This window comes from Macrococcoides caseolyticum, from assembly GCF_002902665.1.
GTDB lineage: Bacteria > Bacillota > Bacilli > Staphylococcales > Staphylococcaceae > Macrococcoides > Macrococcoides caseolyticum.
In genome coordinates this window covers 40,106-54,798 of record NZ_PPRM01000011.1, presented here as the reverse complement: position 1 = coordinate 54,798, position 14,693 = coordinate 40,106, and the positions used below count along the sequence as shown (strand labels likewise).

The 14,693-nt window shown below is 39.7% G+C and carries 12 protein-coding genes and 1 pseudogene; 10 read left to right on the top strand and 3 right to left on the bottom strand.

Translation table 11 applies throughout. The annotated features are described in order from the left end of the window. Positions 1 to 97: 97 nt before the first annotated feature. Complete coding sequence (locus CD152_RS02500; protein WP_103214344.1) at positions 98 to 1,420, top strand: Nramp family divalent metal transporter; 1,323 nt, start codon at positions 98 to 100, stop codon at positions 1,418 to 1,420. A 269-nt stretch (positions 1,421 to 1,689) separates the two neighbouring features. Here the strand turns inward: CD152_RS02500 and CD152_RS02495 are convergent, their stop codons facing one another. Then, positions 1,690 to 2,877 carry an amidohydrolase gene (locus CD152_RS02495; protein ID WP_103214343.1) on the bottom strand — a complete coding sequence of 396 codons (1,188 nt, stop codon included), beginning with the start codon at positions 2,875 to 2,877 and terminating at the stop codon, positions 1,690 to 1,692. Positions 2,878 to 3,161: 284 nt separating this feature from the next. Between CD152_RS02495 and glpT the strand changes: the two genes are divergently transcribed. The 3 genes from glpT (at position 3,162) to bioB (ending at position 6,720) form a co-directional block, all read left to right on the top strand. Next, a complete protein-coding gene (gene glpT / locus CD152_RS02490; protein ID WP_103214342.1) occupies positions 3,162 to 4,520 on the top strand; it encodes a glycerol-3-phosphate transporter in 1,359 nt (452 codons plus the stop codon). 62 nt (positions 4,521 to 4,582) lie between these two features. Continuing rightward, positions 4,583 to 5,620 (top strand): ABC transporter ATP-binding protein, encoded by a 1,038-nt coding sequence (locus tag CD152_RS02485; protein WP_169926146.1) that lies wholly within the window; start codon positions 4,583 to 4,585, stop codon positions 5,618 to 5,620. Positions 5,621 to 5,727: 107 nt separating this feature from the next. Beyond that, positions 5,728 to 6,720 carry a biotin synthase BioB gene (gene bioB / locus CD152_RS02480; RefSeq protein WP_103214340.1) on the top strand — a complete coding sequence of 331 codons (993 nt, stop codon included), beginning with the start codon at positions 5,728 to 5,730 and terminating at the stop codon, positions 6,718 to 6,720. A gap of 8 nt (positions 6,721 to 6,728) precedes the next feature. Here bioB and CD152_RS02475 read toward each other — a convergent pair whose 3' ends face one another. Then, the gene (locus CD152_RS02475) at positions 6,729 to 8,798 is read right to left on the bottom strand and encodes a RecQ family ATP-dependent DNA helicase (RefSeq protein ID WP_103214339.1); all 2,070 of its coding nucleotides are present in this window, start codon (positions 8,796 to 8,798) and stop codon (positions 6,729 to 6,731) included. A gap of 153 nt (positions 8,799 to 8,951) precedes the next feature. Here CD152_RS02475 and CD152_RS02470 point away from each other — a divergent pair. From CD152_RS02470 to CD152_RS02460, 3 genes and pseudogenes are all read left to right on the top strand, one after another. Continuing rightward, positions 8,952 to 9,467, top strand: a pseudogene (locus CD152_RS02470) (M20/M25/M40 family metallo-hydrolase); the annotation flags it as partial. A 100-nt stretch (positions 9,468 to 9,567) separates the two neighbouring features. Then, positions 9,568 to 10,644 carry a YeeE/YedE family protein gene (locus tag CD152_RS02465; RefSeq protein WP_103214338.1) on the top strand — a complete coding sequence of 359 codons (1,077 nt, stop codon included), beginning with the start codon at positions 9,568 to 9,570 and terminating at the stop codon, positions 10,642 to 10,644. 11 nt (positions 10,645 to 10,655) lie between these two features. After that, positions 10,656 to 10,880: a sulfurtransferase TusA family protein gene (locus tag CD152_RS02460; RefSeq protein WP_099482697.1), complete on the top strand. Its 225-nt coding sequence runs from the start codon at positions 10,656 to 10,658 to the stop codon at positions 10,878 to 10,880. Between the two features lie 34 nt (positions 10,881 to 10,914). Here CD152_RS02460 and CD152_RS02455 read toward each other — a convergent pair whose 3' ends face one another. Beyond that, the gene (locus CD152_RS02455; protein ID WP_165982996.1) at positions 10,915 to 11,325 is read right to left on the bottom strand and encodes a DUF2188 domain-containing protein; all 411 of its coding nucleotides are present in this window, start codon (positions 11,323 to 11,325) and stop codon (positions 10,915 to 10,917) included. Between the two features lie 189 nt (positions 11,326 to 11,514). On the opposite strand from CD152_RS02455, the gene CD152_RS02450 reads away from it, so the two are divergent. From CD152_RS02450 to dhaK, 3 genes are all read left to right on the top strand, one after another. Further along, the gene (locus tag CD152_RS02450) at positions 11,515 to 13,038 is read left to right on the top strand and encodes an AbgT family transporter (RefSeq protein WP_103214337.1); all 1,524 of its coding nucleotides are present in this window, start codon (positions 11,515 to 11,517) and stop codon (positions 13,036 to 13,038) included. 178 nt (positions 13,039 to 13,216) lie between these two features. After that, positions 13,217 to 13,690: a DUF805 domain-containing protein gene (locus tag CD152_RS02445; protein ID WP_103214336.1), complete on the top strand. Its 474-nt coding sequence runs from the start codon at positions 13,217 to 13,219 to the stop codon at positions 13,688 to 13,690. Positions 13,691 to 13,718: 28 nt separating this feature from the next. Beyond that, the gene (dhaK, locus tag CD152_RS02440; protein WP_086038112.1) at positions 13,719 to 14,684 is read left to right on the top strand and encodes a dihydroxyacetone kinase subunit DhaK; all 966 of its coding nucleotides are present in this window, start codon (positions 13,719 to 13,721) and stop codon (positions 14,682 to 14,684) included. Positions 14,685 to 14,693: the final 9 nt, after the last annotated feature.

Here is a 14,693-nt window from a genome sequence, read left to right as displayed (position 1 = left end):
GGGTAACGATAGAGAATAAAAGAATATATTTTATTATTAAAAAAACTTTTAGGCTTACCTAAAGTTATGGTATATTATTGTATAAGGAGATGATAATATGAATAAAAGTCTGGAAGAAATAAATGGTAAGGTGTCTTTTGATAGTGAGGCACATGGCATCAAGAAAATGATTATGTATTTGGGACCAGGGCTGTTGGTAGCCGTCGGTTATATGGATCCAGGAAACTGGATCACATCAATGGCAGGGGGTGCACAGTTTGGGTATACGCTGCTCTTTGTCATACTGTTATCCAGTCTGTCAGCGATGCTCTTGCAAAGTATGTGCGCGCGTCTTGGGATTGCTAGTGGTATGGACCTCGCTCAGGTTACCAAGCATATGAGCAATAAGCCTGTGTCCATCGCTGCATGGGTTGTTACAGAGCTTGCAATTATGGCGACAGATATTGCGGAGATCATCGGTAGTGCAATTGCTTTAAATCTGCTGTTCAACATTCCTCTAGTTATCGGAGTAACGATTACTGTTGTAGATGTCTTGCTGCTACTTGTCATCATCAAGCTGGGTTTCAGGAAGATAGAAGCTATTGTTGGTGTTTTAGTATTCACGGTCTTATTTATCTTTATGTTTGAAGTATATTTTTCTTCACCTGAATGGAGAGACGTGCTGGAAGGATTTCTGCCAAGTACAACTATCGCTACAAACAGTAACCTGCTATATCTTGCTCTTGGAATCATCGGTGCAACCATCATGCCCCATAATCTTTATCTGCACTCATCTATCGTGCAGTCTCGGAACTATATACGTGATAATGTTGCTAAGAAGAAAGAGGCTATTTGGTATGCAGTGATCGACTCACATATTCAGTTGACGATTGCTTTTGTAATCAACTGTCTTATATTGATACTTGGGGCTTCGTTATTCTATGGCAACGGGGAAGAACTCGGCAGATTCTATGATCTATATAATGCGCTAAAGGCATCGACATTCACAGGTGCAGTGGGCGGTGCATTGATGAGTACATTATTCGCTATAGCATTGTTAGCTTCGGGTCAGAACTCGACAATTACAGGAACATTATCAGGTCAGATAGTTATGGAAGGGTTCCTTAACATAAAGATACCGCAGTGGGCAAGACGACTGATTACAAGGATGATTGCTGTAATTCCTGTTTTCCTATGCTTGTGGTTGTATGGTTCAAGTGCAACAAAGATTGAAGATTTGTTGATTTTTACACAAGTATTCTTAAGTCTTGCGCTACCATTCAGCATTATTCCATTAACGTTAGCAACAAGCAACAAAAAGATCATGGGAGAAGCGTTCGTCAATAAAACATGGGTGAATGTCATCGCCTGGCTGTTAACAGTAATCCTTAGCGTACTGAATATGTATTTGATTGTAGAGACGGTAAAAGAATTTTTATAATAATAATGATGTAAAAATTATATAATTGAATACGGCACTGTTAAAAATGGATATAATATACTTAGTTAAAAACTACAAATTAAAATTTAGAGCGTAGTGGATAGTATGAGTTTCTCAATGAACTTCAGAGTATTAATTATCTAATAAAAGTAATGAAGTTGGTGATAATTTTATATTAAACATAAATTGAATCATTTAATATAAACAAGAAATAACCTAGGTATTGATATGTTCAATACCTAGGTTATTTCTTGTGTTTTTATTGTCTATCACTCCATCCTACCGAGCACTACTTCCCCAAGTGACTTCGCACAGATCATCATCGACTCTTCATTAATTTCAAACTTCGGATGATGGTTTGGATATGGATCTGCTATTCCTTCAGGTTTAGCACCGACGATGTAGAAGGTTCCTGGTGTTTGCTTTAAGTAATAAGCAAAATCTTCTGATCCGGAGAGTGTATCGCCTTCAACGACTTCATTAAAGTAGCTGCCTTCACTTTGTTTAAGAATATCTCTAACTGCACGTGTTTGTTCAACGTGGTTATAGAGTACGGGGTAGTTAAAGTGATAGTCTAAATCAACTGTAACACCGAATGCTTTCTCCAGCCCTTCGACTTGGTTTTTAATGGCTGCATACGCTATGTCTTTTGATGGTTCGTCGAGATAACGTGTCGTTCCTTTTAATACGCCTTTGCCTTGAATGACGTTGTGCGTCCCTGGTGCTTCGAATGCGCCGATGGTTACGACGACTGAATTTTTAGGGTCTGTACAACGTGATACGACGGTTTGTAGTTGTGTGACAAAGTAAGAAGCGGCAACGATGGCATCCTTTGTATTCTGAGGCATTGCAGCATGGCCGCCTTTTCCTTGAATGACGATATCGAAGGTTGAAGAACCTGCATATGTCTCTGCTTCATGTATTTCAATCTTCCCTTGATCAACGAAAGGAAAGACATGGATGCCATAGACCTCGTCGAGATTATCCAGGATGCCTGATGCTACGATATCTCTTGCACCACCTGGCGGCTTCTCTTCAGCATGCTGATGGATGATGCGGATTGTCCCAGATAACTCATCTTTCATCTCAATCAGTGCATCGGCAAGTGTTAATAAGTACGCAGTGTGGGCATCATGACCACAAGCGTGCATTAATCCGTCACGCGTTGATTTATATGCTAAGCCCGTTTCTTCATGTACCGGCAGTGCATCAAAGTCTGCGCGTAACCCGATAATCTTCCCTGGATTCCCACTTTCAATATCAACAATGACTGCAGTGCCGCCACCAACATTGGTGTGTACTGTGACATCCTTTCCTTTATAGAAGTTCTCGATAAATGCAGCAGTTTCATGCTCCTCGAATGATAATTCAGGATGAGCATGCAAATGACGTCTGATCTCAATCATTCGATCCTGTTTTTCATCTAGCTTCTTGAATAATGTGTCTTTGAGTGTCATATTGTATCTCCTCTCATTTTTCTTAAATATATCAGATTTAAGTTATGAAATGTTGCTGAGTAAGTATATCGGCATCTGCTGCTATCAATATAAGATTAAGTGAAGCATAGTTTTCATTTTTTAATAGATATGAGTCCCTTGTTGACGATAAATAGATTCACTAAATAATCAGTGGATTTATTTTCATAATAGCTTAAACTTTTTGTAAAGGCTTTCTTTACGAATTGTGTCTAGTTTGTTAAGATTGTAAAGATAATGTAAATATAGAAAATGGGAGGAAATTTATGTTAAAGTTTTTACAACCTGCGCCTAAAGCACAGCCTTTAGATCGCAAAGAAGTTGATGCAGAGTACAAGAAGTTACGTCTGCAGGTCTTTATCGGAATCTTTATTGGTTACGCAGCTTACTATCTGTTAAGAAAGAATTTCTCGCTTGCGATGCCAGCACTTATTGAACAGGGGTTCACAAAGACCGATCTTGGTTTCGCGTTATCAGCGGTATCTATTGCATACGGTATTAGTAAATTTGTGATGGGAACGGTATCGGACAGGAGTCACGCCAGAAACTTCATGGTGCTTGGTCTTGTACTGACAGCAATCGTCAACTTGCTGCTTGGTTTTGTTCCGTTCTTTACCTCTTCGATTGCTATTATGTTTGTCTTATTATTCTTGAATGGATGGTTCCAGGGTATGGGCTGGCCGCCTGCTGGAAGAACATTAGTCCATTGGTTCAGTGTATCTGAGCGTGGAAGTAAAACAGCACTATGGAACGTTGCACATAACGTAGGTGGTGGAGTGATGGCACCGCTTGCTGTATTTGGTATCACACTGTTTACAACATACAACTTTGGCTATCTAAAAGGTTTTGAAGGTGCGTTTATCTTCCCGGCACTGATTGCCTTAGTATGTGCTGCAATAACGTTCTATTTCATGAAGGATACACCTCAATCACAAGGATTACCACCGATTGAAGTATATAAGGATGATTATCCGAATAAGGCACATGAGACATTGGAAGAAGAATTAACGACGAAAGAGATTCTCTTCAAATATGTACTGAATAACAAGTGGGTCTGGATGATCGCAATCGCTAATATCTTTGTCTACTTCGTAAGATATGGTGTATTAGACTGGGCACCGACGTATCTTAATGAAGAGAAAGGATTTCAGCTTAACGAATCCAGCTGGTCTTACTTCTTATATGAATGGGCAGGTATTCCTGGGACCTTATTGTGTGGCTGGTTATCAGATAAAGTATTCAAAGGGCGTCGTGGTCCAGCAGGATTTATCTTTATGATCGGCGTAACGATTGCAGTAATCGTCTACTGGCTGAACCCTGCAGGCAACCCGTGGATCGATAATATTGCACTGATTACTATCGGGTTCTTGATCTATGGACCGGTAATGCTGATTGGCTTACAGGCACTGGATTATGTACCGAAAAAAGCAGCAGGGACAGCAGCAGGACTTACTGGATTGTTCGGTTACCTGGCTGGTGCGGTGATGGCGAATATCCTGATGGGAGCAATTGTTGATAACTTCGGCTGGGATGCTGGATTTATGCTATTGGTCGGAGCTTCTGTGCTTGCGACATTAAGCTTTACCTTCACGTGGAACGTGCGTGGACAAGAAGTAATTAAATAGGAGGAAAATGCATAGAGTATTCTATGCATTTTTTTTATAATACAGGTAAGGAGGTGTGGAGAATGCTGAAGCTAGAACATATCAGTAAACGTTATAGAGAAGATTATGTGCTCAAGGATATCTCATGTGATGTGCAGCTTGGTGAGTTCTTTGTCCTTGTCGGCCCGGGTGGCTGTGGGAAGAGTACGCTGCTAAACATGATTGCGGGTCTTGAGGATATCACAGAGGGTGAACTCTATATTGACGGGCAGCTTGCAAATCATCTGCATCCGAAAGCACGTTCATTGTCGATGGTGTTTCAGAACTATGCGTTATATCCGCACATGACGGTTGAGAAGAATATTCTGTTTACGCTAGAGAATCGTAAGGTACCTAAAGCGGTGCGTTATGACAGGATGTTAGAAGCGGCGAAGCTTGTTGGGTTAGAAGATTATTTGAAGAAGAAACCCGGCGAACTATCTGGTGGCCAGTGTCAGCGTGTGGCATTAGCGCGTGCCATCGCCAGTGAATCGAAGCTGTGCTTAATGGACGAACCGTTATCTAACCTGGATGCCAAGCTGCGTAGTCAGATGCGTGTCGAGTTACGACAGTTACAGCAGCGCCTCGGTATGACGATGATTTATGTAACGCATGACCAGGTTGAGGCGATGACGATGAGTGATCGTATTATGGTCTTGAATGAAGGGCAAGTACAGCAGATTGGCACCCCGCTTGAAATCTATAATGAGCCAAACAATAAGTTCGTTGCGAGTTTTATAGGATCTCCTGCGATGAATATTGTACGCGGTGATGTAGTGGATGGTATGGTGCAGTTCGGTGACTTCAATCTACCAATTAACATGCCGGTTGCTGATGGTACGATAGAGGTAGGGTTCAGACCCGAAGATGTGACACGGGATTCATTAGGGACATCCGTTACTGTAACGGCATGTGAGATGTTAGGAGATACGACGGTCGTCACCTTCATGGTCAATGGCGCGCAATGTATTGCTAAGTTTTCAGAGCAGCTGACGCTTGCAATCGGTGATGAGATTCGCATCTCGATCAATGATAAGAAAGTGAGATATTTTGATTCTGAAAGTGGAATAGTGATTAAATAAACGGGCAATCGCCGTTTATTTTTTTGGGATGATTGTTAACTTATATTAATAATTAGTTTACAATATAATAGTGCAGTTATATTATAAAAGTATACAGGGGGGATTTTATGTTAGCACAACGTATTATTAATGGAGAAAATATTTCAAAAGAAGAAGCATTATCATTATTTGTTGATAATAATATAGATACATATGACTTACTGCATGAAGCATATCAAGTGCGTAAATATTATTATGGTCGTAAGGTGAAACTGAATATGATTCTTAATGCGAAGAGTGGAATTTGTCCAGAGGACTGTGGTTATTGCGGACAATCGAAACTAATGAAGAATAAAGACAAATATTTACTGGTTGATAGTGAACAGATTAAATCAGGTGCAGATTTCTGTGCGACACATGACATCAGCACTTATTGTATCGTTATGAGTGGACGAGGGCCAAGCGATAAAGAGGTTGAGCATATTGCAGATACTGTTGAATCAATTAAACATGAACATCCGCAGCTTAAGATTTGTGCTTGTCTCGGTCTGACGAATGACGAACAAGCGAAGAAGCTGAAATCGGCTGGCGTAGACCGTTATAATCACAATATTAATACGAGTGAAAATTATCATGATGAAGTCGTAACGACACATACATATCAAGACCGTGTCGATACCATTGAAATCATGAAAGCCAATAACATCTCGCCATGTTCAGGTGTAATATGTGGGATGGGTGAGACAGATGAGGATATTATTGATATGGCATTAGCGCTTCGAGCGATAGACGCAGATAGTATCCCGGTAAACTTCCTTCACCCTGTGAAGGGGACGAAGTTCGGTAATGAAGATAACTTAACACCAGAACGCTGTTTAAGAATATTATCGATGTTCAGATTGATTAATCCATCGAAAGAAATCCGCATTGCTGGGGGTAGAGAAGTGAATTTAAGAACATTACAACCCCTTGCGATGCAGGCAGCAAACTCCATCTTTGTAGGAGATTATCTGATTACCAATGGACAGCCGAATGAACTTGATTATAAGATGCTGGAAGATCTAGGGTTTGAGATTGATATAAATGAATCTGAAGTAAATGAAGCAGCACTCAAAATTTGAGTGCTGCTTTATTCACTACTATTATGGATCAACGCAAATGGATAGACTTTATCAGCGCTTTCTAGCAGCTGTGATGCAATAACGGTCATCGTCCATCTGGAATTTACGACGTCGTCTATAAGCAGTATGTTCTTACCTGCGAGTTGCTCATGATTGACGATATGAATCGTGTCTTTAATATTTTGTTCCTGCATCATAGAATTTTTCATTTCTCTTTGTAATGCGCCAGGACGTATCTTTTCCACAGCTTCGATGTAGTCGATGTTAAAACTTTGAGCAAGCTGCTTGGCCAATGTTTTGACGAGTCCTGGATTCCTTAAACTTGGAACGGGAACAATCGCATCAATTTCATTCTGATATATCATATCTTTCAAGAAATGGCGGACTGTTGCTGCTGTTTTTTCAGAAAACTGATCGTGTTCTTTTTCTAGCATAAATCGTCTGCCGATAGGAGAATATGCATCGGTCGTATATGTCCATCCGGGTTGCATCTGTAAGTGTTCTTCAATCTTTTTGTTATAAGCTGTACGTTTTCTTGGTGCTATCTCACCATGTAACTTATTTTTATATTGCGTTGCTGATTCAAGGTATGGATTATCATTTGTCATTGGGACAAATATACGATTTCTGCAATAAGTACACATGCCACAGACTTCTTTCATGTCTGGGGCATCAAGTTCTTCGGCAATGTATTTCATATAACAGCCATCATAGTTAATAAATCGTTTGAGGTTGTTTAATTCATTCATGCGCGTATCATTGAGTTTGTTCTGAAGCTTCGCATTTTCAGTCGCATCAAATGTATTTTGTTCGTTGATGACATACTTTCTTTTGTGCAGCTCAATATATTCATGGACATAGAGATACTTTAGAACACCTGCAAGCTTTGTCGTATTCAAGTTGAAGTGTGGGAGTATCTCATTACGTGATAAGCCTTCCGGATACTGTCTCAGCAGATCGAGAATCTGTGACAATAGCTCTGGGTCTTTGTAAGATGAATCTATAAATGATTTGATAATTTCTTCATCTTCATCACCATGCAGAAGGATAGCAAGGGCAGGTTTTCCGTTTCTGCCTGCACGACCGATTTGCTGGTAATACGATATTAAGTTTTGTGGCAGTTGAAAGTGCATTACGAATCCGATGTCTGATTTATCATAGCCCATGCCAAGTTTAATTGTGGCAACGATCACGCGCAGAGTACCTTCATGAAAGCGTGCGAGTACCGCTTCCTCTGTATTATTACCGAATTCATCCTGCATACCGGAGTAATAAGCTTCAGCGTCGATATTATGCAGTTTTAAGAACTCGGCTACTGAATCACATTCTTTCTTTGTGAGACAGTAGATGATGCCTTGTGACTTGCTTATGAAAGAGTGATTCAGTAATGCGTCAGTCACAAAAGCAAGACGCTCAACTTTAGATTGTACCGGGTTAATTTGAATAGAAATATTATCACGCATTAAGTTGCCGCGAAAGACAGCTAAATCATCACCGAGCTGCTCTTTAATATCATCGATGACACGATCATTGGCTGTAGCGGTCGTACCTAATACTGCGATAGAATCTGGTAAGGTCTTGAGTAAGTTGACGATGCGTTGATAATCCGGTCTGAAATCATGGCCCCAGTCTGAGATAGAATGTGCTTCATCCACAACAATCAGCTCGATATCATTGATCGCAGTCAGTGCTTCTATGAAACGTGGGTCTGATAATTTCTCCGGTGAGACGATGATAGCGTCTGCTGCATGAAGGTTGGAGTAGATGCTGTCCCATTCATCACGATTATTGCTGTTAATTGATACAACATTCAACCCGAGCTTCGCAGCCGCATCAATCTGATTGTGCATCAATGCAAGCAGTGGACTGATAATGATTGTTGGACCACTGCCGTCTTCTCTTAGTAGCTTTGTAGCTATAAAGTAAACGATAGATTTTCCCCAACCGGTCTTCTGTATGACGAGCACTTTTCTTTTATCTGCTACTGCTTGTATTGCTTCAAGTTGCCCATCGCGGAACTGAGCGTCGTTGCCATATGATGTCTGTAATAACGTTAGTGCGCGACTTTCAATATTCATTATGTAACCTCCCTTTGATATTATCATAACATGCTTTTTTCTATGCGCTCAGCTTATAAAAAGCATACACTTCAATATGCTTGATTATTGCGTCTTACAACATATCATACGTAATATATTTTAAAATATGTAAAAGGAGAGGATTATAATGCACAAACGATTGTATCTAGACGGCTCAGTCCTTTTGATGCAGGAGTTGTAACAATAGGGTCGTTTGACGGGCAGGGTCAGTTTAACATCATATAGGATACCGTATCATTAGAAGGTGATATCAGAGGGCTGACAGATCAGACAAAAGAAGTAATCGAAACAGAGATCCGACGCATTGTTAAAGGGATTGAAGTGATGTTTGACGTAGAGTGTGAACTTGATTATCAGGACGACTATCCTGCCCTTTATAACGACCCTGAATTTACGCAGTATGTCGCAGATACACTTCAAAGCACAGATCTAGACTTTGATGTTGCACTGACCGAGCCGCAACCCCCTTTAGAGGATTTTGCCTATTATGCTAAGGAAAGACCTTCGTCATTTATTTATGCAGGGGCGAGCCCGGAAGATGGACATATATACCCGCATCATCATCCGAAATTTAATATCAACGAAAAATCATTGCTAATTGCAGCTCAAGCAGTTGGTACAGTCGTCATAGACTATTTAAATCAATAAAAGGTACAAAAATGAAAAAATTTAATTGCAAAAATTCCTGAATTTCGATACTATAGTATTTATTTCTTACAAAAACTATCGGAATTATAGGAGGTTAATTATGGGCTGGACTATTTTTAGTGGTTTAATTATTGGTTTATTACTTGGATTTGTGATGCAGCGTACACGTTTTTGCTTAACTGGAGGTTTCAGAGATATGTACGTTCAAAAGAACAATAAAATGTTCTATGCATTGCTTGTCGCGATCACGATACAAGCGATCGGATTAGCGATATTGACGTCTTTACATGTGCTAGAAATTCCTTATGATGCATATTCTGTAATCGGTACGATATTCGGTTCATTTATATTTGGCGTGGGTATCGTTCTTGCAGGGGGCTGTGCAACGGGAACATGGTATCGCGCAGGTGAAGGATTGATTGGAAGCTGGATTGCATTATTTATGTATGCACTGTTTGCAGCGATTACGAAGAACGGTGCATTAAAACCAGCGCTTGATAAGGTTAATGGTATGACTGTTGTTGAATCAAAGATGAGTACAATGTTTGGTTTACCCTATTGGGTATTAGTTTTAATATTAAGTGCACTTACATTATTCTTTGTCGTTAAAACTTTAAGAAGACCTAAAGTTGCGGTACCGAAATTAAAGCAAAAATTTACTGGTATACGTCATCTATTCTTTGAAAAGAAATATCATCCTTTCTTTGCGGCTGTACTTATTGGACTTATCGCACTTGCTGCATGGCCGATGAGTTACTCGACAGGTCGTAACTATGGCTTAGGAATCACAACACCGTCAGCCAAGCTATTACAGTTCTTAGTCAATGGTGATGTTACGCTGCTTGACTGGGGTGTATACTTAGTACTTGGAATTCTTATCGGTTCATACATTGCGGCAAGAGGATCAAGAGAATTTAAATGGCGTCTTCCAGATAAGATTACGATTCGCAACAGCGCAATAGGCGGTGCATTGATGGGGATCGGTGCAACATTTGCTGGCGGGTGTTCTATCGGTAATGGTTTAGTATCCACTGCCACGATGAATACACAAGGCTGGCTGTCATTATTATTTATTATTCTTGGAACTTGGTTTATGAGCTATTTCTTGTTCGTGAAACCGATGAAACAAGCGAAATCTGAAATCGCGGCTACAAAGGTTAAAACACAGACAGTATAGGAGGATAAATTATGTTATATGAACTTGGAACTGTAGGGATGGTATGTCCATTTCCTTTAATAGAAGCGCAGAAGAAAATGGAAGCATTAAGTTCAGGTGATGAACTTAAAATAGATTTCGACTGTACACAAGCGACGGAAGCAATTCCGAACTGGGCAGCTGAACAAGGCTACCCTGTTACAAACTATGAACAGTTGGATGATGCTTCATGGACGATTACCGTTCAGAAAAAATAAACTAAAGGATCCGGAAAATTTTCCGGATCCTTTTTTATGTGTTTTTATTATGCGTGATGACCTTCGTACCTTTATTATCAGCGATTTCATGTGCACGTTTAACGGCTTCAGCTTTAGTGGAGAAACTATCGGAGGCGCGCTTTGCACCTTTCGTCCTAACTTTCCAAGTATCTTCGAAATACACTTCTACATCATTATCCATAAGTTCTGGATTGCTCGTATCCTCGTCATTATGAAGCGTAATTTTTTTATTCTTTAATTCCTTAAGTTCTTCTTGTGAAGCGGATTGATACCACTTCTTAGCTTGGGCTGTTGCAATTGGAATAAGATCTGATTCTTTATAACCTTCCTTCAGCATCGCGTTTGCAATATCAATCGCTTTCTTACGTTCGAGCGGTTCAAAGTGTTTCCATGTGTCCGGATAATCATCCATTGTCCACATAATATCATCTCCTTTTATATACTATAACCGATTATCTCGGTATTAATCATCTGTAATCAGCGATAATCGATTCATAGTTGAAAGAAAGGGATTTCTGTATATTGAAATTTAATATGTTTGTTGCATTTGTACAACTGTTTATGTAAAATACACATATAATATTTGAAATGCAATCGATGAGGAGGAGATGTGATGGTAGAACAAAAGGTAAAGAAGAAAGGGTTTATCAATCGATCTTTAGATATCATCGAGAAATCAGGGAATAAATTGCCTGACCCAGTTGTTATTTTTATTTCACTATGTCTTATCATTTTGTTTGCTTCATTTGTTACTGGAAAGACGGGAGTTTCCGCTAAGAATCCCGCTGATGGTAAAGTGATTGAAGCGGTGAATTTATTAACGCCTGAAGGTATTGCTAAGATTATTTCAGAAGCAGTTAATAACTTTGCAACATTTCCACCACTTGGCCTCGTTCTTGTTGTAATGATCGGTGTAGGGGTTGCAGAGAAAACGGGGTACTTTGAGACGTTAATGAAGTATACCATTGAGAAGACACCGCGCAAGATTATCGTTCCAATGATTATATTGGTAGGAATCCTTGGAAATGCTGCGGGTGATGCGGCACCAATCGTACTTCCTCCAATCGCTGCGATGGTCTTTATTAAGCTTGGTTATCATCCAGTCGCAGGGCTGGTTATGGCTTATGCCTCAGCACTCGGTGGGTATTCAGCAAGTTTGATGATTGGGATGAGTGATGCATTAATCGTGTCGTTCACAGAACCCGCGGCGAAACTTGTCGATGATAGTGTTCCAGTAAATGCGGTGATGAACTACTATTTCCTATGCGTTTCTACAGTTGTGTTACTCATTGCTGCTTGGTTTGTTACTGTCAAGATAACGATACCTAGATTTGGAGCATATAAAAGCGATGTACATACTGCTGCTGAAGATGTAACGCCAACAGAACGTAAAGCAATGATCTATGCAAATATTGCATTGCTGATTGCGATGGTGGTTGTGACACTTTTAGCGGTTCCTGAGAACGGATTATTGAGAAATGCGAAAACAGGAAGCCTTATTCAGGACTCTCCACTTATGAATGGAATCGTTCCAATTATAACAGTGCTGTTCTTCGTGCCAGGACTTGTCTATGGCTTTGTAGCAGGGACGATGCGTTCTACAAAGAAGTTTGCAGAGATGCTAGGGGATGCGATGAGTACGATGGGACCATTTATCGTAATCGTATTCTTCGCTGCACAAATGCTTGCATATTTTAAATGGAGTAATCTTGGAACAATCATCGCGATCAAAGGGGCGGAGGCTTTGCAAGGGCAAAACGGTGTCGTATTGATACTCGGCGTATTAGCTTTGTCTGCATTTATCAATATGCTGATTGGTAGTGCATCAGCCAAGTGGGCAATCATGGCTCCTATCCTAGTCCCGATGTTGATGCTACTCGGATTCCATCCAGCATTTACACAAGTAATCTACCGTGTCGGAGATTCGATAACAAATCCGATTACACCGATGATGCCTTACTTACCACTATTATTGTCTTATGCACAACGCTATGTGAAGGATATCGGCCTTGGAACATTGATTGCAGCATTGATGCCGTTCTCTGTAGCATTCGGTATATTCTGGACAATATTATTAATTGCTTGGTATTTAACAGGACTTCCAGTGGGACCAGGAGGACCAATCCATTTGAAATAGGGTGTAGAATTTAAGAGTGAAATTGGCGCCGTGCCAAATTCGGGCAGAAAAAGAAGAGTGAAATTGGCGCCATGCCAAATTCGATATATGATTGACTTAAGGTCTTAAGAAAGATGTCAATAAAATGGCATCTTTTTTTTATGTTAAAATGGAATAAACTAGAAAAAGAGGTGTGGCAATGAATTCATATTTATCATTTTGGAAGCGAGCATTTGATTTTAAAGGAAAGTCTTCTGTAAATGACTTTAAAATACCATTCAATTTTCATTTGTTATTAGCTTTCATTATTTTTCCTTTCGTACATAGTTTTGTTGGTGGAAAGCTTTGGACAATACAAGATATCAAGATAGGTAATTTAATGATACCAATTAAGATTTCAAGTTGGGTACTTTATTTATATGTCATTACATACATTCCTACACTTGCTTTAACAATGAGAAGATACCACGATTTAAATGAAGAAAAAGAAAAGGGATTATTATTTGTAACATTTCCGCTTATTTATATCATTGGGACGTTTATGCTGCTTATTGCTGGGCAGGGATTACCTGATACTTTGATGGTCTCAATCATTATCGTCATCCTCCTGATCCTACCTTTAATATGGTTTATTGCAGAATGGTTTAAATTATCATTTAAAAGTATAAAGTAATATAATTAGAGTGAAGGAGGCGTTAACTTTGAAAAAATTACTTAAAGAAAAGACATCGTTTGTATCAGATATGTTAAAAGGAATGGCTCTTACTGATGAATCTCATGAAGTGGTTGCAGATTCTATTATTGTACGTAAAGAAAAGAAGATAGGAAAAGTTGCGCTTGTATCAGGTGGTGGTAGTGGCCATGAGCCGGCACATGCTGGTTATGTTGCTGAGGGCATGCTAGATGCAGCAGTTTGCGGTGAGGTATTTACTTCTCCAACACCGGATAAAGTTCTTGAAGCCATTAAATCAGTTGCAACAGATGCGGGTGTATTACTGATTATTAAAAATTATGCCGGAGATGTCATGAATTTTGAGATGGCGATGGAACTTGCTGAAATGGAAGGAATAAAGGTTGATCGCGTGATTGTACGTGATGATGTTGTAATTGAGAATAAAGAGCAACGCCGCGGTGTGGCAGGTACGGTCATCGTTCACAAAGTTGCAGGTTATTATGCTGAACAAGGGTTATCATTAGAAGAAATTAAATCAAAAGTTGAAGCATTACTTCCGAATATTGCAACCATCGGAATGGCGATTGAGCCTTGTATGGTCCCTACAACAGGTCGATATGGATTTGACCTGGCAGATGACGAAATGGAGATTGGTATTGGGATTCATGGTGAGAAAGGAATTTATCGTGAAAAGATTGAACCAATTGATAAGGTTATCGAAAGGCTGATGACTGAAATAGAAGCGAATTTAGAGTTTGATGACGCAATAGTAATGCTTAATGGCATGGGAGGTACACCGCTAAGTGAGCTTTCGGTAGCCGCGCATTACTTAGATGAATATTTTAAATCAAAAAACAAATCAATTACTAAATTTCTTGTAGGTGACTATATGACAGCATTAGATATGCAAGGATTTTCGATTACAGTAGTCAAATCAGATGAAGCATTGATTGAAGCATTAAGTGCAAATACTAAAAGCAAATATTTTTTGTAGGAGTGGTTG